This is a genomic window from Rhizobacter sp. P5_A1 (genome assembly GCF_056400745.1).
Genome location: NZ_JBFUKR010000006.1, coordinates 32,213 through 51,159 on the forward strand (window position 1 = coordinate 32,213; position 18,947 = coordinate 51,159).

20 protein-coding genes are annotated in these 18,947 nt (G+C 70.9%); 5 read left to right on the top strand and 15 right to left on the bottom strand.

Annotation, left to right across the window (positions count from 1 at the left end; translation table 11 throughout):
* Positions 1–4: 4 nt before the first annotated feature.
* The 14 genes from AC1DTW_RS08205 to AC1DTW_RS08270 form a co-directional block, all read right to left on the bottom strand.
* Positions 5–793: an enoyl-CoA hydratase/isomerase family protein gene (locus AC1DTW_RS08205; protein ID WP_477980541.1), complete on the bottom strand. Its 789-nt coding sequence runs from the start codon at positions 791–793 to the stop codon at positions 5–7.
* Positions 790–2,391: a long-chain-fatty-acid--CoA ligase gene (locus AC1DTW_RS08210; RefSeq protein ID WP_477980542.1), complete on the bottom strand. Its 1,602-nt coding sequence runs from the start codon at positions 2,389–2,391 to the stop codon at positions 790–792. The genes AC1DTW_RS08205 and AC1DTW_RS08210 overlap by 4 nt, the downstream gene beginning before the upstream one ends.
* Positions 2,388–3,536: an acyl-CoA dehydrogenase family protein gene (locus AC1DTW_RS08215; protein ID WP_477980543.1), complete on the bottom strand. Its 1,149-nt coding sequence runs from the start codon at positions 3,534–3,536 to the stop codon at positions 2,388–2,390. The genes AC1DTW_RS08210 and AC1DTW_RS08215 overlap by 4 nt, the downstream gene beginning before the upstream one ends.
* Positions 3,537–3,621: 85 nt before the next feature.
* The gene (locus AC1DTW_RS08220; protein ID WP_477980544.1) at positions 3,622–4,035 is read right to left on the bottom strand and encodes a MaoC/PaaZ C-terminal domain-containing protein; all 414 of its coding nucleotides are present in this window, start codon (positions 4,033–4,035) and stop codon (positions 3,622–3,624) included.
* Positions 4,028–4,471 (bottom strand): MaoC family dehydratase N-terminal domain-containing protein, encoded by a 444-nt coding sequence (locus AC1DTW_RS08225; protein WP_477980545.1) that lies wholly within the window; start codon positions 4,469–4,471, stop codon positions 4,028–4,030. The genes AC1DTW_RS08220 and AC1DTW_RS08225 overlap by 8 nt, the downstream gene beginning before the upstream one ends.
* The gene (locus AC1DTW_RS08230) at positions 4,468–5,655 is read right to left on the bottom strand and encodes a lipid-transfer protein (RefSeq protein WP_477980546.1); all 1,188 of its coding nucleotides are present in this window, start codon (positions 5,653–5,655) and stop codon (positions 4,468–4,470) included. Before AC1DTW_RS08230 ends, AC1DTW_RS08225 begins: the two co-directional genes overlap by 4 nt.
* Positions 5,656–5,742: 87 nt before the next feature.
* Positions 5,743–6,747: an AraC family transcriptional regulator gene (locus tag AC1DTW_RS08235; RefSeq protein WP_477980547.1), complete on the bottom strand. Its 1,005-nt coding sequence runs from the start codon at positions 6,745–6,747 to the stop codon at positions 5,743–5,745.
* 10 nt (positions 6,748–6,757) lie between these two features.
* Positions 6,758–7,930: a CaiB/BaiF CoA transferase family protein gene (locus tag AC1DTW_RS08240; protein ID WP_477980548.1), complete on the bottom strand. Its 1,173-nt coding sequence runs from the start codon at positions 7,928–7,930 to the stop codon at positions 6,758–6,760.
* Entirely contained in the window at positions 7,927–8,331 is a 405-nt protein-coding gene (locus AC1DTW_RS08245) for a Zn-ribbon domain-containing OB-fold protein (RefSeq protein WP_477980549.1), read from the bottom strand. Before AC1DTW_RS08245 ends, AC1DTW_RS08240 begins: the two co-directional genes overlap by 4 nt.
* Positions 8,332–8,335: 4 nt before the next feature.
* Positions 8,336–9,499, bottom strand: coding sequence for a thiolase family protein (locus AC1DTW_RS08250; protein WP_477980550.1), 1,164 nt, complete (start codon positions 9,497–9,499; stop codon positions 8,336–8,338).
* A 13-nt stretch (positions 9,500–9,512) separates the two neighbouring features.
* Positions 9,513–10,496 (bottom strand): Bug family tripartite tricarboxylate transporter substrate binding protein, encoded by a 984-nt coding sequence (locus AC1DTW_RS08255; protein ID WP_477980551.1) that lies wholly within the window; start codon positions 10,494–10,496, stop codon positions 9,513–9,515.
* Positions 10,497–10,684: 188 nt separating this feature from the next.
* The gene (locus tag AC1DTW_RS08260) at positions 10,685–11,002 is read right to left on the bottom strand and encodes a chaperone modulator CbpM (RefSeq protein WP_477980552.1); all 318 of its coding nucleotides are present in this window, start codon (positions 11,000–11,002) and stop codon (positions 10,685–10,687) included.
* A 5-nt stretch (positions 11,003–11,007) separates the two neighbouring features.
* Complete coding sequence (locus AC1DTW_RS08265) at positions 11,008–11,994, bottom strand: DnaJ C-terminal domain-containing protein (RefSeq protein WP_477980553.1); 987 nt, start codon at positions 11,992–11,994, stop codon at positions 11,008–11,010.
* 17 nt (positions 11,995–12,011) lie between these two features.
* Positions 12,012–13,034, bottom strand: coding sequence for a cation diffusion facilitator family transporter (locus AC1DTW_RS08270; RefSeq protein WP_477980554.1), 1,023 nt, complete (start codon positions 13,032–13,034; stop codon positions 12,012–12,014).
* Between the two features lie 147 nt (positions 13,035–13,181).
* On the opposite strand from AC1DTW_RS08270, the gene AC1DTW_RS08275 reads away from it, so the two are divergent.
* The 3 genes from AC1DTW_RS08275 to AC1DTW_RS08285 are packed head-to-tail and all read left to right on the top strand — an operon-like array spanning position 13,182 to position 15,708.
* Positions 13,182–14,219, top strand: a complete 1,038-nt coding sequence (locus AC1DTW_RS08275; protein WP_477980555.1) for a DUF2157 domain-containing protein — start codon at positions 13,182–13,184, stop codon at positions 14,217–14,219.
* Positions 14,216–15,211 carry a DUF4401 domain-containing protein gene (locus AC1DTW_RS08280; RefSeq protein ID WP_477980556.1) on the top strand — a complete coding sequence of 332 codons (996 nt, stop codon included), beginning with the start codon at positions 14,216–14,218 and terminating at the stop codon, positions 15,209–15,211. Before AC1DTW_RS08275 ends, AC1DTW_RS08280 begins: the two co-directional genes overlap by 4 nt.
* On the top strand, positions 15,208–15,708 hold the full coding sequence (locus AC1DTW_RS08285) for a GDYXXLXY domain-containing protein (RefSeq protein ID WP_477980557.1): 501 nt from the start codon (positions 15,208–15,210) through the stop codon (positions 15,706–15,708). Before AC1DTW_RS08280 ends, AC1DTW_RS08285 begins: the two co-directional genes overlap by 4 nt.
* A gap of 1 nt (position 15,709) precedes the next feature.
* Here AC1DTW_RS08285 and rpe read toward each other — a convergent pair whose 3' ends face one another.
* Entirely contained in the window at positions 15,710–16,402 is a 693-nt protein-coding gene (gene rpe, locus AC1DTW_RS08290) for a ribulose-phosphate 3-epimerase (RefSeq protein ID WP_477980558.1), read from the bottom strand.
* Between the two features lie 83 nt (positions 16,403–16,485).
* Here rpe and apaG point away from each other — a divergent pair, with 83 nt between their 5' ends.
* Both apaG and AC1DTW_RS08300 read left to right on the top strand, forming a co-directional pair.
* Positions 16,486–16,860 carry a Co2+/Mg2+ efflux protein ApaG gene (gene apaG / locus AC1DTW_RS08295; RefSeq protein ID WP_477980559.1) on the top strand — a complete coding sequence of 125 codons (375 nt, stop codon included), beginning with the start codon at positions 16,486–16,488 and terminating at the stop codon, positions 16,858–16,860.
* Positions 16,861–18,939: a site-specific recombinase gene (locus AC1DTW_RS08300; protein ID WP_477980560.1), complete on the top strand. Its 2,079-nt coding sequence runs from the start codon at positions 16,861–16,863 to the stop codon at positions 18,937–18,939.
* The last annotated feature ends 8 nt before the right edge of the window (positions 18,940–18,947 follow it).

Here is an 18,947-nt window from a genome sequence, read left to right on the forward strand (position 1 = left end):
GTCTTCAGTCTCCTGTCGGCCACTGGAAAAGGGCCGGTTGCTTGTCGAGAAAGTGGGCCACTGCCGCCTTGTGCGGCGCGCTGCCGAAGCACAGCGCCTGCGCGTCGGCTTCGATGTCGAGCATCGTGTGCAGGTCGGTCGGGCCGGCGGCCAGCGCGCGCTTGACCAGGCTCACCGCCATGGGCGAGGCGTGCACGAAGCTCGCGGCGAGTGCCTGCGCACGCGGCAGCAGTTGCTCCTGTGGCACGAGCTCGAGCACGATGCCGAGCGCCTTCGCTTCATCGGCCGAGACTTCGCGGGCCGACAGCATCAGCTCCTTCGCGCGCTGCACGCCGACGATGCGCGGCAAGGTGTGCAGGGCGCCGAAGTCGGGCACCAGGCCGAGCCGCATGAACGACAGGCAGAAGCGCGCCCGCGGCGACGCGACGACGAAGTCGGCCGCCAGCGCGAGGCTGAAGCCGGCGCCGAAGGCCGGGCCGTCGACCGCGGCGACGACCGCGCGGTCCAGGCTCAGCAGGCGCGCGAGCCAGGCGTGTGCGCTTTTCATGCGCTCGCGCCAGCCCTCGTTGTCGAGCTCGGCCGAACGGATGCCGCGCAGGTCGCCGCCGGCGCAGAACGCGCCGCCCGATCCGGCGAGCACGACCGCGCGCACCGCACGGTCGCGTTCGATCTCGGCGACGCACGACGCGAGCCCGGCGCGCACCTCCTCGTCGAGCGCGTTCCTGTGCGCCGGGCGGTTCAGCGTGAGGGTCGCGACGCCGTCGACCAGGTCATAGAGCACCGCATCGTTCATGCGTGCTCCCGCTGCTGCAGCTCGCGCCACAGGATCTTGCCGGTGCTCGACTTCGGCAGCTCGGCAACGAATTCGACGAAGCGCGGCGCCTTGTACACGGCCATCGCTTCGCGGCACCAGGCGATCAACCCGGCGACATCGAGTACGGCGCCGGGCTTCAGCACGACCAGCGCCTTCACCGCTTCGCCCTGGCGCGCATCGCGGGTCGCGATCACGCAGGCTTCGTGGATCGCCGGGTGGCTGTACAGCGTGTTCTCGACCTCGGCCGGCCACACCTTGTAGCCCGAAACGATGATCATCCGCTTGAGCCGGTCCTTCATGAAGAAGTAGCCGTCCTCGTCGACGCAGGCGAGGTCGCCGGTGCGCAGGAAACGCCGGCCGTCGATCTCGACGAAGGCTTCGGCGCTGGCCTGCGGCTGATTCCAGTAGCCCTTCATCACCTGCGCTGCATGGGCCACGATCTCGCCCACCTCGCCTTGCGGCAGCGGCTGCAGCGTGACCGGGTCGACGACGCGCGCGTCCACGCCCGGCCCCGGCACGCCCAGCGAGCCGAGCTTCGGTCGCTGCGGCGGGTTGGCGTACAGGAACGAGGCCGTTTCGGTCATGCCGTAGCCCTCGTTGTAGGCAATGCCGAAGCGCGCCTTCATCGCGTCGGCCACCGCGGGCGGCATCGCGGCGCTGCCGCCGTTCACCAGCGTCAGGCTGCGAATCTTCTCGGGCGTGACGGCCGGGTTGGCGAAGAAGTCGATCAGCATCGCCGGCGGCGCCGCCCAGCTGGTGACGCGATAGCGCTCGATCAACGCGAGCGCGGCATCGCGGTCCCAGCGCGGCAGCATCACGACGGTGGCGCCGAGCATCAGCGGCAGGTTCATGCCGTTCTGCATGCCGAGCGCGTGGAACATCGGAGCGATGCCGAGGAACACGGCATCGCTCGTCTGGCCGCGCCACGCGACCGCCGCGCGGTTCGCGGCCTGGATCGTGCCGTGGGTGTGCATGCAACCCTTCGGACGGCCGGTCGTGCCCGAGGTGTAGGGCAGCACGGCCAGGTCGTCCGCGCTGGCGCGATGCGGCAGCGGCGCCTCGCTGCCGCTCAATGCGTCGCGCCACGGCGTGAATCGCGCATCGCGGATCGGCGCCAGCCGCTCGGCGATCGATGGCGGGACGCTGCGATCGCTGTCCGCGGTCAGCCCATCGGCGTAGTCGATCACGAGCGCAGCGCGCAACGCGCCGCGCTCCAGGCTCGGCCGCACGCGGTCCGCGAGCTCGCGCGCGACCAGCGCGACCTGCGCGCCGCTGTCGTCGACGACGTGCGCCACTTCATCGGCCGTCCACATCGCGTTGACCGGCACGACGACCGCGTCGGCGCGCAGCACCGCATAGCTCGCGATGATGAACTGCGGGCAGTTCTGGCAGAACAGAAGCACGCGGTCGCCCTGCCTCACATGCGCGCTGCGCTGCAGCCAGCCGGCGAGCGCCTCGGCCTGCCGAACCAGCTCGCCGTACGACAGCGCACTGCCGTAGAACTGCACGGCCGGCTTGTCGGGAACCCGCCGCGCCGACGCCGCGAGGCACTCCCACAGGCTGGTGGCGGAGGTCATGCGTCGCGCTCCATCGAACGCGCGATCAGCTCTTTCATCACCTCGTTGGCTCCTCCGAGAATGCGCAGCACACGCGCGTCGACATACAGCCGTGCGATCGGGTACTCGGTCATGTAGCCGTAACCGCCGTGCAGCTGCAGGCATTCGTCGACCACGCGGCACAGCTTCTCGGTCGTCGACCACTTGGCCATCGCGGCAGTCGGCACATCGAGCGTGCCGGCGAGCTGGCGCTCGATGCAGGCGTCGACGAAGGTCTGCGCGATCGTCGTCTCGGTCTGGCATTCGGCCAGCTTGAAGCGCGTGTTCTGCAGCGCCAGCAGCGCCTCGCCGAACACCTGGCGTTGCGCGACGTAGGCCAGCGTCTCGTCGACCGCGCGCTGCATCATGCCCGCTGCGCCGATCGCGATCAGCAGCCGCTCGCGCGCGAGTTGCTGCATCAGCTGCCTGAAGCCCTGGCCTTCTTCGTCGCCGAGCAGGTTCGCGGCCGGCACGCGCACCCCGTCGAAGAACAGCTCCACGGTGTCCAGCCCGTGCTGGCCGATCTTCTCCAGCAGCCGGCCGCGGCGGAAGCCGGGCAGGTCGGCGGTCTCCACCATCAGCAACGACACGCCCTTCGCGCCGCGCGACGCGTCGGTCTTCACGACGACGCACACGAGGTCGGCATGGTGGCCGTTGGTGATGAAGGTCTTGGCGCCCTCGATCACGTAGTCGCCGCCATCGCGCACGGCGCTCGTGCGCACCGCCTGCAGGTCGCTGCCCGCGCCGGGCTCGCTCATCGCGATCGCGGCGACCAGCTCGCCGGTGGCCATCTTCGGCAGCCAGCGCAGCTTCTGTTCCTCGCTGCCGTAGGCCAGCAGGTAGTGCGCGACGATGCCGCTGTGCACGTTGATGCTGAAGCTGTTGACGAGCGCGCGTCCCTGCTCCCATGCGACCACCGCCTCGTGCGCGAACGTGCCGCCCGCGCCGCCGTATGCCTCGGGGATGCTGGTGCACAGCAGGCCCATCTCGCCGGCTTGCTTCCACACGCTGCGGTCGGCGAGGTGCTGCCGGCGCCAACGCTCCTCGAGCGGCGCGAACTCGCGCTCGAACACCTTGCGCACGTTGTCGCGAAACAGCACGATGTCTTCGCTCATCCAGGAAGTCATGACAGCCCCTCGTCCGACGGGTACGTCGGCCGATCCCCCGAGGGGATGCGGGCCGGCTTGGGAGCGGCCCGGCGCTCGGCCCGCGTCATGCAAGCTCCACGATAGCCTCGCCGGCCAGCTTGACGGTGCCGCCCTGGTCCTGCGCCGTGAGCGCCAGCCGCACCTGCCGACCGGCCAGCTTCTCGGCCACCGTGCCTCGGCAGGTGATGCGGTCGCCGACATGCGTGATCGCGACGAAGCGGGTGCTCAAAGCGCGGATCGCACGCTGCGGCACCCAGGCGGTGACGAGCCGCGCCAGGTAGGCCATGCTCAGCATGCCGTGCGCGAACACGTCGTCCTGGCCGGCGGCACGCGCGAAGTCGCTGTCGACGTGGATCGGGTTGTGGTCGCCCGAGGCGCCGCAGTACAGCGCGAGCGTCAGGCGACTGATCGGCTCGGCCTCGAGCACGGGCAGCACGTCGCCGACCTGCACGCTGGCGTAGCTCATGCGATCAGCCATGGCGCACCACCGTCAGGCACTTCATCTCGGCCACGAGTGCGTCGTGCTGGTTGGTCACGCGGGTCTCGCGCAGCACGAACTCGAGCGCGCCGCCCTTCTTGTCGTAGATGTCGGCAATGCGCGGCGCGAAACGCAGCTGATCGCCGGCGTAGGCCATCGTGTGGTAGCTGAAGTGCTGCTCGCCGTGCAGGAGGCGGCGGTAGTCGATGCCGAGCAGCTCGCGCAGCGCAGCCGGGTTCGGTTGGTCCATCTCGAGGCAGAAGAAGAAGGTCGGCGGCACCGGCAGCTGCGGATGGCCGGCATCGCGCGCAGCGGCCTCGTCGATGTAGACCGGGTCGGTGTTGCCGGTCGCCTTCGCGAAGAAGCGCAGGCGGCCCGCTTCGACGGGCACCGTGAACACCGGCAGCGCGTGCCCGATGTGGCGGCGATCGATCACTGGACTTTCTCGTACAGCGTGACGACACACGCGCCGCCCAAGCCCAGGTTGTGCTGCAGCGCCAGCCGCGCACCTTCGACCTGCCGCTGCTCGGCCTGCCCGCGCAGCTGCCACACCAGCTCGGCGCATTGCGCGAGTCCGGTGGCGCCGAGCGGATGCCCCTTCGACAGCAGCCCGCCGGACGGGTTGGTGACGATGCGCCCGCCGTAGGTGTTGTCGCCGTCGAGGATGAACTTCTCGGCCGTGCCTTCGGGCGTGAGCTGCAGCGCCTCGTAGCTGATCAGCTCGTTCGCGGTGAAGCAGTCGTGCAGCTCGACCACGTCGAGCGCCTCGGGCCCGATGCCGGCCGCCTCGTAGACCTGGGTCGCCGCCGCGCGCGCCATGTCGTAGCCCACGACCTTGCGCATGTCGCCGCCGTCGAAAGTGCTCGGCATGTCGGTGGTCATCGCCTGCGCGGCAATGCGCACGCTCGTGTCGAGCCCATGGCGGCGCGCGAAGTCGGCCGAGCAGACGATCGCCGCGGCCGCGCCGCAGGTCGGTGGGCAGCATTGCAGCCGGGTCAGCGGGTCGAACACCATCGGCGCGGCGAGCACCTCGTCGAGCGTGACCGCGTTGCGGAACACGGCGAACGGATTGCGCGCGGCATGCTGGCGCGACTTCACCGAGATGCGCGCGAAGGTGTCGCGCCGGATGCCGTGCCGCTCGATGTAGTGGCGTCCGGCGCCGCCGAAGAACTGCGCCGCGCGCGGCGCCTTCTCGTCCCAGCCCTGCAGGCCGATCATCGTGTCGGCGAAGCGCGCCACCGGTGACGGGCGATCGTCGTACGCCCCCTTCAGCGCGCCCGGCTGCATCTGCTCGAAGCCGAGCGCCAGCGCACATTCGACCGCGCCGCTCTCGACGGCCTGGCGCGCGAGGAACAACGCGCTCGATCCGGTCGCGCAGTTGTTGTTCAGGTTGAAGACCGGAATGCCGGTGAGGCCCACGCCGTACAACGCGGCCTGGCCCGCGGTCGAGTCGCCATAGACATAACCCACGTAGGCCTGCTGCACGAGGCGGTAGTCGACGCCGGCATCCTGCAGTGCCGCACCGGCGGCGCGCGCTCCCATCACGGTGTAGGGGTCGCTCGCCCCGGGCTTGGTGAACGGGATCATTCCGACCCCGACGACATGGACGTTGCGGTTCACGACGGCTCCTGTGACATGGAGCTCAGGATGCCGGCGCAGGGCCGCCGCGACAATGACCGTCACGGCCAACGAGATTGGCGCAAAGTTTCAGCGGTGGCGTTCGCGGTACTCGCCGGGGGCCACGCCGGTCCACCTCTTGAAGGCGCGGTGGAAGGTGCTCGCTTCCGAAAACCCGATCTGGTCGGCGATGTCGAGCAGCGTCATGTCCGGACGCGCCAGGTAGTCGATCGCCGCGTCGCGCCGCAGGTTGTCCTTCAGCGACTGGAAGCCCTGGCCTTCTTCGCGCAGGCGGCGGCGCAGCGTCTGCGGCGTCATGCCGAGCACGCGGCCCACCTCGTCGAGCGACGGCATCTCGTCGCGCAGGTGGCTGCGCAGCAGGCGGCGGATGCGCTCGGTCACGCTGGCCTTGTCGCGGTATTTCACGAGCAGGTTGGCGGGCGCCTGCTGCAGGAATTCGCGCAGGCTCTGCGTGTTCTGCACCATCGGCAGCTGCAGCCAGCGCGCTTCGAACGACAGGCTGAAGTGCGGCTGGCCGTAGCGCACCTTGGCCTGGAACGCGCGCGCCGTCTCGGCGACATTCGGCGGCGCCGGACCGCGGTAGCCGACGGCGGTGAGCGGAATGCGCCGCGCCGCCAGCCACGACGCAAGTCCGAAGGTGAAGAACAGGAAGGTGCGCTCGGCATACAGCAGCGAGGGCTCGGGCGGCAATGGGGTCACGATGCGCACGGTCGCCACCCGGTCGGCAACGCCGAGACGGGCCACGAAGTCGGGCAGCTCGCCGTGGAAGTAGCGAAAGCCCACGCGCAGCGCATCGGCCAGCGTCGGCGTGTGGATCAGCAACCGGCAGCATTGCGCGAAGCTGCCGAGCCGCAGCGGCTGGCTGCACAGGCCCCAGAACTCGTCGCGCAGCGCACGCTGGACCACGCGCAGCAGCCGCGCATACTGCTCCTGCGACACACGCGCGCGCGGCGCTTCCAGCAAGGCGGCCGAGATGCCGGCGCGCTGCAGCAGCGGCGCACTGGCGACGCCGCGCCGCTCGGTGCCCTGCAGCACCTGAACGACGTGGTGGATCGCGATGGTGTGGTGCGTCACGCCGTGAATGCTACGACGCGCGCGCCACGCCCTTCTCCAGCAGCGCGGCGATCGACGCCTCACCGCAGCCCGCCTCGCGCAGCAGTTCGAGCGTGTGCTCGCCGGGTCGCGGTGCGTGCCGGTGGAGCGCGAACTCGTGGCGCGACATCCGGATCGGACTCGCCACTTGCGTCAGCGGACCGAAGGTCGGATGCACGCTCTCGACCACCATGCCGCGCGCGCGGAAGTGCGGGTCGGCCAGCGCTTCCTCGAGCGTGTGCACCGGCGAGACGCAGGCGTCGGCGTGTGCGAAGCGCTCTTCCCAATCGGCGAGCGAACGAGCGCCGAAGATCGCGGTGAGCTCCTTGCGCACGCGCGCTTCGATCGCAGCGTCGCCGCTGCGGTGCAAGGGCTTCAGATGGGCGCGATCGACGACGTCGCACAGCGCGTCCCAGAACTTGCGCTCCAGCGCGCCAACCGCCAGGAAGCGCTGGTCGGCCGTGCGGTACAGCGCGTAGCAGGCCAGGCCGCCGGTCAGCGTGTCGGCGCCGGCACGCCGCGTACCGCCGTGCGCGCCCAGCGTCGCGAGCGGCATCACCGCATGCGCCAGCGCGCCGTCGGCCATCGCGATGTCGAGGTGGCGGCCGCGGCCGGTGCGCGCGGCATCGAACAGCGCAGCGAGGATGCCCATCGCGGCGGTCAGCGCACCACCCATCAGGTCCGCGATCGGCAGGTTCGACAGCGCGAGCGTGTCCGCGCCGACCCCGATCTGGTCGGTCACGCCGGCGTGGCCGCAGTAGTTCAGGTCGTGACCCGGACGGTCGCGGTAGGGGCCGCTCTGGCCGTAGCCGGTGATGCTGCAGTAGACGATGCGCGGGTTGACGCTGACCACCGCGTCGTAGCCCAGGCCCAGACGATCCATCGCGCCAGGGCGAAACCCTTCGACCACCACGTCGGCACCGCGCGCGAGCTGCAGAAAAGCCTCTGCGCCCTCGGGCTGCTTGAGGTCGAGCTGCAGGCCGCGCTTGTTGCGGTTGACGAGCGCACGCAATGCGGGCGGCGCGTAGTCGCCCGCGCCGGTGTCTTCGACCTTGATCACGTCGGCGCCGAGGTCAGCGAGGTGTTGCGTGCACACCGGCCCCGGCACCAGGCGCGTGAGGTCGAGCACACGCACGCCGCGCAGCGGCGGCTCGCTCGAGGTCATTGCGGCGCGGGCTTGAACATCGGCACCGCACCGCCGCCTTCAGCCTCGCGGAACGCCACGTGCACGCGCTGGCCGATGTGCAGGGCCTCGATCTCGGCATCGACAACGTTGGTGAGCATCGTCACGCCCTCGTCGAGCGTGACGTAGGCCAGCACGTACGGCACCGGCCCGGCCTTGCGCGTGACGGTGAAGCTGTAGATCGTGCCGCGGCCGCTGGCCGGCAGCCACTCGACGTCGCCGCTGCTGCAATGCGGGCAGAACGGGCGTGGGTACCAATGCGCCTCGCCGCACGACATGCAGCGCCTGATCATCAGCACGCCTTCGGAAGCCGCCTGCCAGAACGGCGCGGTGAAGCCGTCGACGATGGGCGCCGGCAGTCCGCGTTCGGGAATCATCGTCATGCGCTCACTCCCGGCCGAGGATCAGGGTGGCGCTGCCGTGGCGTGTGCCCAGCAGGCCGCCGGTGCCGTTGACGAGCGCCAGCTCGCAGCCGGGCACCTGCACCTTCGGATGCGCTTCGCCGCGCAGCTGGCGCACCGCTTCGATCACCTTGGTGATGCCACCGCGGTTGCTCGGGTGGTTGTTGCACAGGCCGCCGCCGTCGGTGTTGACCGGCAGCCGCCCGACCCCGGCGATCAGGTTGCCGTCGGCGACGAAGCGGCCGCCCTCGCCCTTGGCGCAGAAGCCCAGGTCCTCCAGCTGCATCAGCACCGTGATCGTGAAGCTGTCGTAGATCGACGCGTAGCGGATGTCGTGCGGCGCCACGCCCGCTTCCTCGAACGCCTTCGGCCCCGACCAGGCCGCGCCTGAATACGTGAGGTCCACGCGCCCGCCGCCCTGGCCCTTCACCGCCTCGCCGGCGCCCAGCACGCTGACCAGCGGGCGCTTCAGGCTGCGCGCGATCTCGGGCCGCACGACGACCAGCGCGCCGCCGCCGTCGCTGACGACACAGCAATCGAGCTTGTGCAGCGGGTCGGACACCAGCGGCGAGGCGAGCACGTCGTCGACGGTCACCACTTCACGCAGCATCGCATGCGGGTTGTGCTGCGCATGGTGCGACGCTGCCACCTTGACCCAGGCGAGCTGCTCGGCGGTGGTTCCGAACTCGTGCATGTGGCGCATCGCTGCGAGCGCATACGCGTTCAGCGTGACCGGCGCGTACGGCGCCTCGAACGGCACCTCGGGCACGTTGGGCTTGGCCGCCGCGGCCACGCCGCTGGCCGCCTCGGAGCGCGGCCGCCCGGCGAGCGTGATCAGCGCGACGTCGCAATGGCCGGCCGCGATCGCCTGCGCGGCATGCGACACGTGGATCAGGTAGGACGAGCCGCCCGTCTCGGTGGAGTCGACATGGCGCACCCGCAGGCCCAGGTAGTCGACCATCGAGAGCATGCCGAAACCCGGCGCATCGCCGGCGCAGAAGTAGCCGTCCACGTCCTTGAACCCGAGCCCGGCGTCGGCCAGCGCGCCGCGTGCGCACTCGTAGTGCAGCTGCGCCGTGGTCTTGTCGGGCGCCTTGCGCAGCGGATGTTCCCAGGCACCTGCGATGCAGGCCTTTCTCTTGATCGTCATTCCAGAGCCTTCGTCATTCCATCCGGATGTTGGCGTCCTTGATGATGCGTGCGTACACCGCCGCATCCGACTTGACGACACGCGCGAAGTCGTCGCCCTTCAGCTCGCCCGGCGTCATGCCGAGCGACTCGATGCGCGCCACCACATCGGGCAGGCGCACGATGCGGCTCGCCTCGGCGATGAACTTGGCGGCGATCGGCGCCGGAACACCGGCGGGCATGAACAGGCCGAACCAGCCGATCGGCTCGAAGGAGTGGAAGCCGAGCTCGGCGAAGGTCGGTACGTTGGGCAGCGCCTTGTTGCGCTGCGGTCCGGTCGCCGCCAGCACCTTCACGAACTCGAGGTGCGGGCGCGCCGTGGCCATGTCGACCAGCGCCGCCGACAACTGCCCGCCGCGCAGGTCCTGCAGCAGCGGAGCGGCGCCCTTGTACGGCACGTGTGTCAGATCCAGCCCCGCCTGCAGATTGAGCAGCGAGCCCTGGATGTGCGACGAGGTTCCGATGCCGTACGAGCCGTAGTTGTACTTGCCCGGGTGCGCCTTCACCAAAGCGATGAACTCGGTCAGCGTGTTGGCCGGCGTGGACGGGGGCACCAGGAACAGCGAATTCGTGCTGGCCACCTGCACCAGCGGCTGCAGATCCCTCAGCGCGTCGTACGGGAGCTTGGGCATCAGTGACTGCACCTGGATCAGCGCGGTGATGCCCATCAGGATCGTGTGCCCGTCGCGCGGCGCCTTGGCGACCAGGTCGTTGCCCATGGTTCCCGAGGCCCCGGGCTTGTTTTCCACCACCACGGTCTGCCGCCACGACTCCTGCAGCTTGCTGGCGACCATGCGCGCGAGCGTGTCGGTGGCGCCGCCGGCCGGATAGGGCACGACGATTCGCAGCGGCTGGCTCGGATAGGCCGAAGCGTCTTGCGCGCATACGCTGGGAGTGGCGCACATCGCGAGTGCGATGCCGCCTGCTGCCGCGAAGGCGCGCCGGGTGATTGATCTCATGCGTTGTCTCCGTTGAGTAGCTTTTGAACTCATTGGAAACGGCAGGGCGGGACGGTCGCAATGGCGCGTCGAGCCAGCGCCATTGGCCGAAATGATCACATTCGCAGCAAACCTCAGGGCAACCGAATCATGCTGAACTCGCGGCGCCACTGTCGCCGGAGCGCCGTTGTGCCTGCGTTATGCGCGGCTCAGCGGCCGGGGCTCACGCGGCGCAGGCTCGCCTTCAGCGCCTCGATCTCGTCGAGCAGATCGAGCGCGAGCGCGATGCCGGGCGGGTTGATCTCGAGCTCGCGCGCGAAGGTCGACGCGAGGCGGGCGCGCCGCAGCGCACTGCCTTCGAAGCGCCATTCGTGCGGCGCCGCGCCGCTGCTCGGCTCGAGCACGCCCTCGACGACCCAGACGCGGATCAGCGCCTCGCCCGCGTGGCAGGCGCGGCACAGCTCGTCGAGACTCAGCGAGACCTGCTCTTCGACGATCGTCGCGAGCGTGAAGTCGGTGCTGCTCATCGCGTTCAACCCTCCATCGAAGCGCGCGGCTCGAACGCGCCGAACGCCGCGGCGAATGCGGCATACGCAGCCTTCGCCGACGCGGTCTCGGCGCCCGGCAGCGCGATCGCCAGCACGACATACAGATCGCCCGCCGGCACGCTCGGAATGCCCTTGCCCTTCAGGCGCAGCTTGCGGCCGTTCGCCGACCCGGCGGGGATCGTCAGCTCGACCGCGCCGTCGGGCATCGGCACGCTGACGTGCGCGCCGAGCGCGGCCTCCCAGGGCGCGAGCGGCAGCTCGAGGTAGACATCGCGGCCGTCGACCCGGAAGCGCGGGTGCGGCCTGAATGCGATCTCGAGGAACAGATCGCCCGGCGGCGCGCTGCCGAGGCCCGGTCCGCCCTGACCCGCGAGCCGCAGGTGCTGGCCTTCGCGGATGCCCTTCGGGATGTTCACGTCGAGCGTGCGCTCGCGCATCACGCCGTGGCCTTCGTCGTCGAGTGCCGGCATGTGCAGCGAGATGCTGCGCTGCGCGCCGCGGTAGGCATCTTCGAGGTCGATCAACACCTTCGCATGGTGGTCCTGCCCGGGCATCTGCATCCCCGGGCGGTGGGCGCCGGCGCGGGCACCACGCGCGGCACGGCCGAACAGCGCCTCGAAGAAGTCGCTGTGATCGGCGCTCCCGAACGGGTCGGCGTCGCCGCGGCCGCTGAACTCGAAGCCGGCGTCCCAGCCCGGCGGCGGCTGGAAGTCGTGCGCGCGCCCGTGCGCGCCGCCCGCCGCGCGCTGGCGCTCCCACTGGCTGCCCGCGGCGTCGTAGGCGGCGCGCTTCTCGGGGTCGCGCAGGACTTCGTTGGCTTCGCCGATCTCCTTGAAGCGCGCTTCGGCGTCGGCCTCCTTGCTGACGTCCGGGTGGTACTTGCGCGCCAGCTTGCGGTAGGCGCCGCGGATGTCGTCGGCGGACGCGTCGCGCGCGACGCCGAGGGTCTTGTAGTAGTCCTTGAACTCCATCGTCGTCGGCCCTCGGGTCAGTGGCGATGCGCGGGTCGCAACGGCTCGGCAGCGGCCGGCGCGTTCTCGAGACCTTCGCACAAGGCCATGAACGGCTCGCGCACGACCTGCAGGGTCACGTGGCCGATCCTGAAGCGCTCGCGCAGCAACGTCGTCGCGCCCTCGAAGAACGGGTCGTCGGGGTGGCCGGCAGGCATCACCAGGTGCGCGGTCAACGCGACGTCGGTCGTGCCGGTGCCCCACACGTGCAGGTCGTGCACGCGCGCGACGCCGGGCAGCGCCTCGAGCAGCTTGCGCACCGCGGCCAGGTCGATGTGCCGAGGCACGCCGTCGAACATCAGCCGCAGCGACTGGCGGAACAGCCCCCAGGTGCCGACGACGATCACCAGCGCGATCAAGAGGCTCGCGACCGGGTCGAGCCAGGCCCAGCCCGTCCACAGCGCAAGCGCGCCGACAACGACGACGCCAGCCGAAACCAGCGCATCGCTCGCCATGTGCAGGTAGGCGCCGCGGATGTTCATGTCGTCGTCGCGCCCGCGCATGAAGAGCAGCGCGGTGCCGAGGTTCACGACGATGCCGATCGCCGCGACGACCATCACCGTGTAGCCCTGGATCGGCTGCGGCGCGCTCAGGCGCCCGATCGCCTCCCAGGCGAGCGAACCCATCGCGACCAGCAGCAGCACCGCGTTCGCGAACGCCGCGAAGATCGATGCGCGCTTCCAGCCGTAGGTGTAGCGCGCATCGGGCCGCAGCTTGCCGGCCAGCGCGCCGCCCCAGGCCATCACGAGCCCGGCGACATCGCCGAGGTTGTGACCGGCGTCGGCGAGCAGCGCCAGCGAGTTGACCTTCCAGCCGTAGAAGGCCTCGATCGCGACGAACAGGATGTTGACGGAGATGCCGATCGCGAACGCGCGATCGAAGTCGGCCGGCGCGTGGTGGTGATGGGCGTGACCGCCGTGACCGTGGTCGTGTCCGTGCGGGTGCGCGTGGTCGTGCGCGTGGTCGTGCGCGTGGTCGTGATGAGCGTGCGAATCTGCCATCCCGCCAGTGTGACTCAGCTTCGGGCGGCAATGTGCGCCTGGGGTTGCCGCCCTCGCGGCATCGCGCCGCGATACCGGCAGGCGCGGGCTCCGCGCCTGCCGCACGTTCGCCACCGCGGCCGCGCGGCCGCCGGCTAAGCTCGGCGCATGGACAGACACCAGCTCGATGCCTTCTCGCGCCAGCACCGCCTGGCGGCGCCGGCGATCGCCGCGGCGCTTCGGCTCACCGGGCTGCAGCCCGACGCGCCCGCGTGGCGCGCATTCGCCGCCACGCTGCTGCGTGCCGCCGGCATCGGCGCGATCGGCGCCGGCGCGCTGTTCTTCGTCGCCGCGAACTGGCAGGACTACGGCGTGCTCGGCCGCTTCGCGCTGCTGCAATGCGCGCTGCTCGCCTGCCTCTTGGTCGCGCTGTGGCGCGCGCCACCGTCGCTGACCGGGCAGGCCGCGCTGATCCTCGCGACGCTGCTGAGCGGCGGGTTGCTCGCGCTGTTCGGTGAGGCGTACCAGACCGGCGCCGATGTCCACGAGTTGTTCTTCACCTGGGCGCTGCTGGCGCTGCCGTTCGCGCTCGCGGGCCTGTCGGGGGCGCTGTGGGCCGTGTGGTGGACGGTTCTGAACCTCGCGCTCGCGCTGCTGTGCGGCTGGCTCGGGCCGGACCACTTCGTCTGGCGCTTCATCGCCGGCTGGGGCGTCGACCGCTCGGCGCTGTTGATGTTGCCTTGTTTCGTGAACCTGCTCGGGGCCGGTGCGTTCGTCGCGCTGCGCGGCACGCGCTTCGTCGAGATCGCGCCGCCGTGGCTGGCCCGTTATCTCGCGAGCCTCGGCTTCCTCTACGGCACCGCGGCGGTGCTGATGGTCATCACCGGCGGGTTCCGGCAGCGCGGCTTCGGCGCAGACAGCGGCGCGGCGATCGGCTGGCTGTTCGCCGCCGTCTCGGCCGGCATCGCGATCGCGACCTGGCAGCGCCGCCGCGACGTGTTTCCGATGGCGCTGATCGCCGCGAGCTGGATCGCGATCTCGACGACCTGGCTGGCGCACACGATGCGCTTCGACGATGTCGGCTCGTTCTTCGTGGTCGCGGCGTGGTTGATCGCCGCGTCGACCGCGACCGGGATGCTGCTGATGCACTGGGTCCGTGCCTGGCGCAGCGCGCCGGCGCCGCTCGTCGAAGGAGCCGCCGCATGATCACGACCCCGCCAGCGCTGCTCGACGCGCTGCGCACACGCGGCCTCGTCGCCGACGAGGCTGCCGCCCCAACCCCGACCGCAGCCGACGCGCCCGCCCGCCCCTGGTTCATCGGCGCGCTGCTCGGCGTCAGCGGCTGGCTCGCCGGGCTGTTCCTGCTCGGTTTCGTCGGGATGCTGTTCCACCCCGACACCGCGCCCGAAGCGGCGATCGCCGGCGCGATCCTGCTGGCCGCCGCGTGGGGCCTGTTCAAGGCGGATCGCGACGGCGCCTTCGTGACGCAGCTCGCGCTCGCGCTGTCGATCGCCGGCCAGTGCCTGATGCTGTTCGCGATGAGCGAACATGTGCACCAGCTCGGGCCGATCGCGGCCCGTGCATTGCTGCTGCAGCTCGTGCTCGCGCTCGTGATGCCGAACGCATTGCACCGCACGCTGTCGACCGCTTTCGCGACGATCGCATGGGCACTGACGGTGCGCTTCGCGCTCTTCGGCGAGCCGGAGTTCTGGCACGGCGAGCGCGAGCTCGCGCCGTCGCTCGTGCAGTCTCTTGCGGGCTGGGCGCTGGCCTGGCTGCCGGTCGGCGCCGGCATCGGGGCGCTGATCCGGCGCGAGCCGCTGTGGATGGCGCGGCGCTGGCAGCCGGCGCTGCGCCCGGTGCTGACCGGCCTGCTCGTCGGCCTCGCGTTCGCGACGCTGGCATCGCAGCCGTTCGAATCGTTCCGCTGGTTCGGCAGCGGCACGGCACGGCCCGACTGGCTCGCGCTGTGGCCGCTGTTGTCGGCACTGGCCGCGCTCGGCGGTGTCGCCGCCGCGTTCGCGCTGCGCAGCCGTGCGCTGACCGGCGCCTGCGTGCTCGCGGTGCTGCTGCATGTCGCGCACTTCTACCACGAGCTCGGCACCAGCCTGCTGCTGAAGTCGCTGCTGATGCTCGCGCTCGGCGCCGCGATGCTGGCCGCCGCGCGGCTGCTGCGCGCCACCGGAGAAACCGCATGAACAAGCGCACGACCCGGATCCGGGCCCTGATCGCGCTCGGCGCGCTGTTCGTGCTCGGCGCGGTGAACCTCGCGATCGTCGCCAAGGAACGCATCAGGCGCGACGGCGAACCCGTCTACCTCGCGCTCGCGCCGGTCGACCCGCGCTCGCTGCTGCAGGGCGACTACATGGCGCTGCGTTTCGCGCTCGTGCAAGACCTCGAACGCGGCGACGACCCGCCCGCCAGCGCGCGCCGCGAAGGCGAGACGCGCTTCGCCGCGGTCGCGCTCGATGCCCGGCGTGTCGCGGCGCTGGCCGCGCCGAACGCGCCCGCGGCGCTGCGGCTGCGCTACCGCATCCGCGGCGGGCATGTGTGGCTCGGCACGAACGCGTTCTTCTTCGAGGAGGGCACGGCCGACCGCTTCGCCGGCGCGCGCTACGGCGAGTTCCGCGTCGACCGGTCGAGCGGCGAGGCGGTGCTGGTCGGGTTGCGCGATGCGCAGCTGAACGCGCTGTAGCTCAGCCCGCCAGTGCGGCGCGCATCGCGGCAATCACCGCCGCGTAGCTAGGCTGGCCGAAGATCGCGCTGCCGGCCACGAAGGTGTCGGCGCCGGCATCGGCCGCCGCGCGGATGTTGTCGACCTTGATGCCGCCGTCGACCTCGAGCCGCACGTCGCGACCGCTCGCGTCGATGAGCTTGCGGATGCGCTCGATCTTCTTCAGCGACCCGGGGATGAAGCTCTGCCCGCCGAAGCCCGGGTTCACGCTCATCACGAGGACCAGGTCGATCTGCTCGATCGTCCACTCGAGCACGTCGAGCGAGGCCGCCGGGTTGAACACCAGGCCGGCGCTGCAGCCCTCGGCACGGATCAGCTGGATCGTGCGATCGACGTGCGCGCTCGCCGCCGGATGAAAGCTGATGCGGTCGGCGCCGGCCTTCGCGAACGCCAGCGCGAGCGCGTCGACCGGCTGCACCATCAGGTGCACGTCGATCGGCACCTTCGTGCCGTCGGCCTTGACCGCGTGCTTGCGCAAGGCCTCGCAAACCATCGGCCCGAAGCTCAGGTTCGGCACGTAATGGTTGTCCATCACGTCGAAGTGGATCCAGTCAGCGCCGGCCGCGATCACGTCGCGCAGCTCGTCGCCGAGGCGCGCGAAATCGGCCGAGAGAATGCTGGGGGCGATGCGGTAGGTGCGGGCGGTAGTGGGCATGGCGGGACGGCAGGACGCTCGGGGCGGCGCGTTCGATTCTAGGTGTCACCGATAGCACCCCTGCTTGCTGCAGAATCGACCGCATGCCCAAAGCCGAACTGACCTGCAGCGTGGCGGTGCGCCACCTGCCCGAGCAATCCGACCCCGCGACCGGCAAGCACGCGTTTGCCTACACGATCACGATCCGCAACAGCGGCGACATCACCGCGCAGCTGATCGCGCGCCACTGGATCATCACCGACGCGAGCGGCCACACCGAGGAAGTGCGCGGCCTCGCGGTCGTCGGCCACCAGCCGGTGCTGAAGCCCGGCGAGAGCTTCGAGTACACGAGCGGGACCCGCCTGGCCACGCCGCAGGGCACGATGCGCGGCACCTTCTTCTGCATGACCGAGGACGCCCACGCGTTCGAGGCGCCGGTCGCCGAGTTCGGCTTGACCGTCGCGTCGTCGCTGCATTGAATGGCGAAGGCGCGTCGTTCGTCCTGGGACCTGACCGCGCTGCTCAACGCGGCCGATCCGAAGGCGAGCCTGCCCGAACGCCACCTGTGGCTGATCCGGCTGCTCGAATGGTTGCGGCATGCGCCGGTCGAAGCGCCGGCGCGTTCGTCGGACCAAGCGATCGACGAGCCGAACGAAACAAGCGCGACGCCGCGCCCGGTGCTGCGGCTGCGCCACCTGCTCGGCGTGCTCGATCGCCACCCGGAGCACCACGAGCGCGTCGCCGGGGTGCTGCTGCGCATCTGGGCCGAGGTCGACAACGCCGCGCTGCTCGCCGATTTCGGCTTCGCGCCGCGCATGGACCTGTGGGGCGAGCTCGGCCGGCGCATCCGCGCGCGCGTGCTGCCGCTGACCCCCGCGACCACCGACCTCGGCGAACTCTTCGCGCTGCTGTTCCCGCACGGCGACGATGCCGACTGGCTGCTCGCGATCGACGCTGCGACGCTCGCCCGCGTGCGCCGCTTCGTCGCGCCCGAGCGCAGCAGCCTGGCATGGCGCGCGCCCTTTCTCGAGGCGATCGTGTTCCTCGCGAGCGCGGTGCGCGCGTCGGGCTTCGCGCCGGCGATCCGCCAGCGCATGAGCCCCGAGCTGCTCGTCGACCAGCCGTTTCGCCAGCTCGCGCGCGTCGCCGAGCAGGTCAGCGACCATGCGCAGGCGCTGAGCGCCGACCCGACCACGCCGACCGACGCCGCGAGCGAGGGCCGCGCCACGCCGGCCACCGAGGCCGCGCTGCTGCAGGAGGCGCAGTACCTGCGCGCGCTGCTCGACACCTGCCGGCGCTGCGCCGCGAGCGTGCACGATCACCTCGAGGCGCACGGCGTCTCGGTCGACGTCGTGTTCGAGCTCGACCAGCTCCGCGAACGCACGCAGCGCATCGATGCGCTGCTGACCTGCGTGATCAGCCCCGAGCCGGCGCGCGAGATCGCGCGGCTGCTCGCCGAGCTCGTGCGCACCGCCGACGAGCGGCGCAGCATCCGCGGCCTGATGTCCAGCCACTACTCGCTGCTCGCGCGCAAGGTCGCCGAGCGCAGCGCCGAGACCGGCCAGCACTACATCACGCGCAACCGCGCCGAGTACCGCGAGATGCTCGCCGCGGCGGCCGGCGGCGGCGCGGTGCTCGCGGCCACGACCTTCATCAAGTTCGCGGTGCTGGCGTTCGCGCTGTCGGCGTTCTGGGGCGGCTTCTGGGCCGGCGTGAACTACGCGGCCAGCTTCGTGCTGGTGCAGCTGCTGCACTTCACGGTCGCCACGAAGCAACCCGCGATGACGGCGCCGGCGATGGCCGAGAAGCTCGCCGACCTGTCGACCGACGCGCACGTCGAAGGCTTCGTCGACGAGGTTGCGCAGCTGATCCGCTCGCAGGCCGCCGGCATCTTCGGCAACCTCGCGCTCGTGACGCCGCTCGTGCTCGCACTGCAGCTCGGCGCGCAGGCCGTGTTCGGCGCGCCGCTCGTCGGCCGCGACGACGCGCAGCACGTGCTGGAGTCGCTGACCCTGCTCGGGCCGACGGCCTTGTTCGCGGCGCTCACCGGCGTGCTGCTGTTCGCGAGCTCGCTGATCGCCGGCTGGGTCGAGAACTGGTTCGTCTGGCACCGGCTCGACAGCGCGATCGCGTGGAACCCGCGCATCGTCGCCAGGCTCGGCGCGGCGCGCGCGCAGCGCTGGGGCGCCTACTGGCGCGCGAACATCTCGGGCTTCGCGTCGAACATCTCGCTCGGGCTGATGCTCGGCATCCTGCCGGTCGTCGCGCTGTTCTTCGGGCTGCCGCTCGAGGTGCGGCACGTCACCTTGTCGACCGGCCAGCTCGCCGCCGCGGTCGGCGCCGAAGGCTTCGGGCTGCTGGCGCACGCGCCGTTCTGGTGGTGCGCGGCCGGCATCGTCGCGACCGGCGTGCTGAACCTGTCGGTGAGCTTCTTCATGGCCTTCCGCGTCGCGCTGCGCTCGCGCGGCATCCGGCTCGTCGACCGCAGCCGCATCTACCGGGCGATCCGCGCGCGGCTGCGGGCGAAGCCGCTGTCGTTCATCTGGCCGAGCGAGTGATCGTCAAG

Coding starts and splice junctions, on each gene's coding strand:
- AC1DTW_RS08210 (WP_477980542.1), bottom strand. CDS start 2,391: ATGACCTCCGCCACCAGCCTGTGGGAGTGCCTCGCGGCGTCGGCGCGG.
- AC1DTW_RS08255 (WP_477980551.1), bottom strand. CDS start 10,496: ATGAGATCAATCACCCGGCGCGCCTTCGCGGCAGCAGGCGGCATCGCA.
- AC1DTW_RS08300 (WP_477980560.1), top strand. CDS start 16,861: ATGGCGAAGGCGCGTCGTTCGTCCTGGGACCTGACCGCGCTGCTCAAC.
- AC1DTW_RS08205 (WP_477980541.1), bottom strand. CDS start 793: ATGAACGATGCGGTGCTCTATGACCTGGTCGACGGCGTCGCGACCCTC.
- AC1DTW_RS08285 (WP_477980557.1), top strand. CDS start 15,208: ATGAACAAGCGCACGACCCGGATCCGGGCCCTGATCGCGCTCGGCGCG.
- AC1DTW_RS08265 (WP_477980553.1), bottom strand. CDS start 11,994: ATGGAGTTCAAGGACTACTACAAGACCCTCGGCGTCGCGCGCGACGCG.
- AC1DTW_RS08245 (WP_477980549.1), bottom strand. CDS start 8,331: ATGACGATGATTCCCGAACGCGGACTGCCGGCGCCCATCGTCGACGGC.
- AC1DTW_RS08280 (WP_477980556.1), top strand. CDS start 14,216: ATGATCACGACCCCGCCAGCGCTGCTCGACGCGCTGCGCACACGCGGC.
- AC1DTW_RS08270 (WP_477980554.1), bottom strand. CDS start 13,034: ATGGCAGATTCGCACGCTCATCACGACCACGCGCACGACCACGCGCAC.
- AC1DTW_RS08275 (WP_477980555.1), top strand. CDS start 13,182: ATGGACAGACACCAGCTCGATGCCTTCTCGCGCCAGCACCGCCTGGCG.
- AC1DTW_RS08260 (WP_477980552.1), bottom strand. CDS start 11,002: ATGAGCAGCACCGACTTCACGCTCGCGACGATCGTCGAAGAGCAGGTC.
- AC1DTW_RS08215 (WP_477980543.1), bottom strand. CDS start 3,536: ATGACTTCCTGGATGAGCGAAGACATCGTGCTGTTTCGCGACAACGTG.
- AC1DTW_RS08250 (WP_477980550.1), bottom strand. CDS start 9,499: ATGACGATCAAGAGAAAGGCCTGCATCGCAGGTGCCTGGGAACATCCG.
- AC1DTW_RS08240 (WP_477980548.1), bottom strand. CDS start 7,930: ATGACCTCGAGCGAGCCGCCGCTGCGCGGCGTGCGTGTGCTCGACCTC.
- rpe (WP_477980558.1), bottom strand. CDS start 16,402: ATGCCCACTACCGCCCGCACCTACCGCATCGCCCCCAGCATTCTCTCG.
- AC1DTW_RS08220 (WP_477980544.1), bottom strand. CDS start 4,035: ATGGCTGATCGCATGAGCTACGCCAGCGTGCAGGTCGGCGACGTGCTG.
- apaG (WP_477980559.1), top strand. CDS start 16,486: ATGCCCAAAGCCGAACTGACCTGCAGCGTGGCGGTGCGCCACCTGCCC.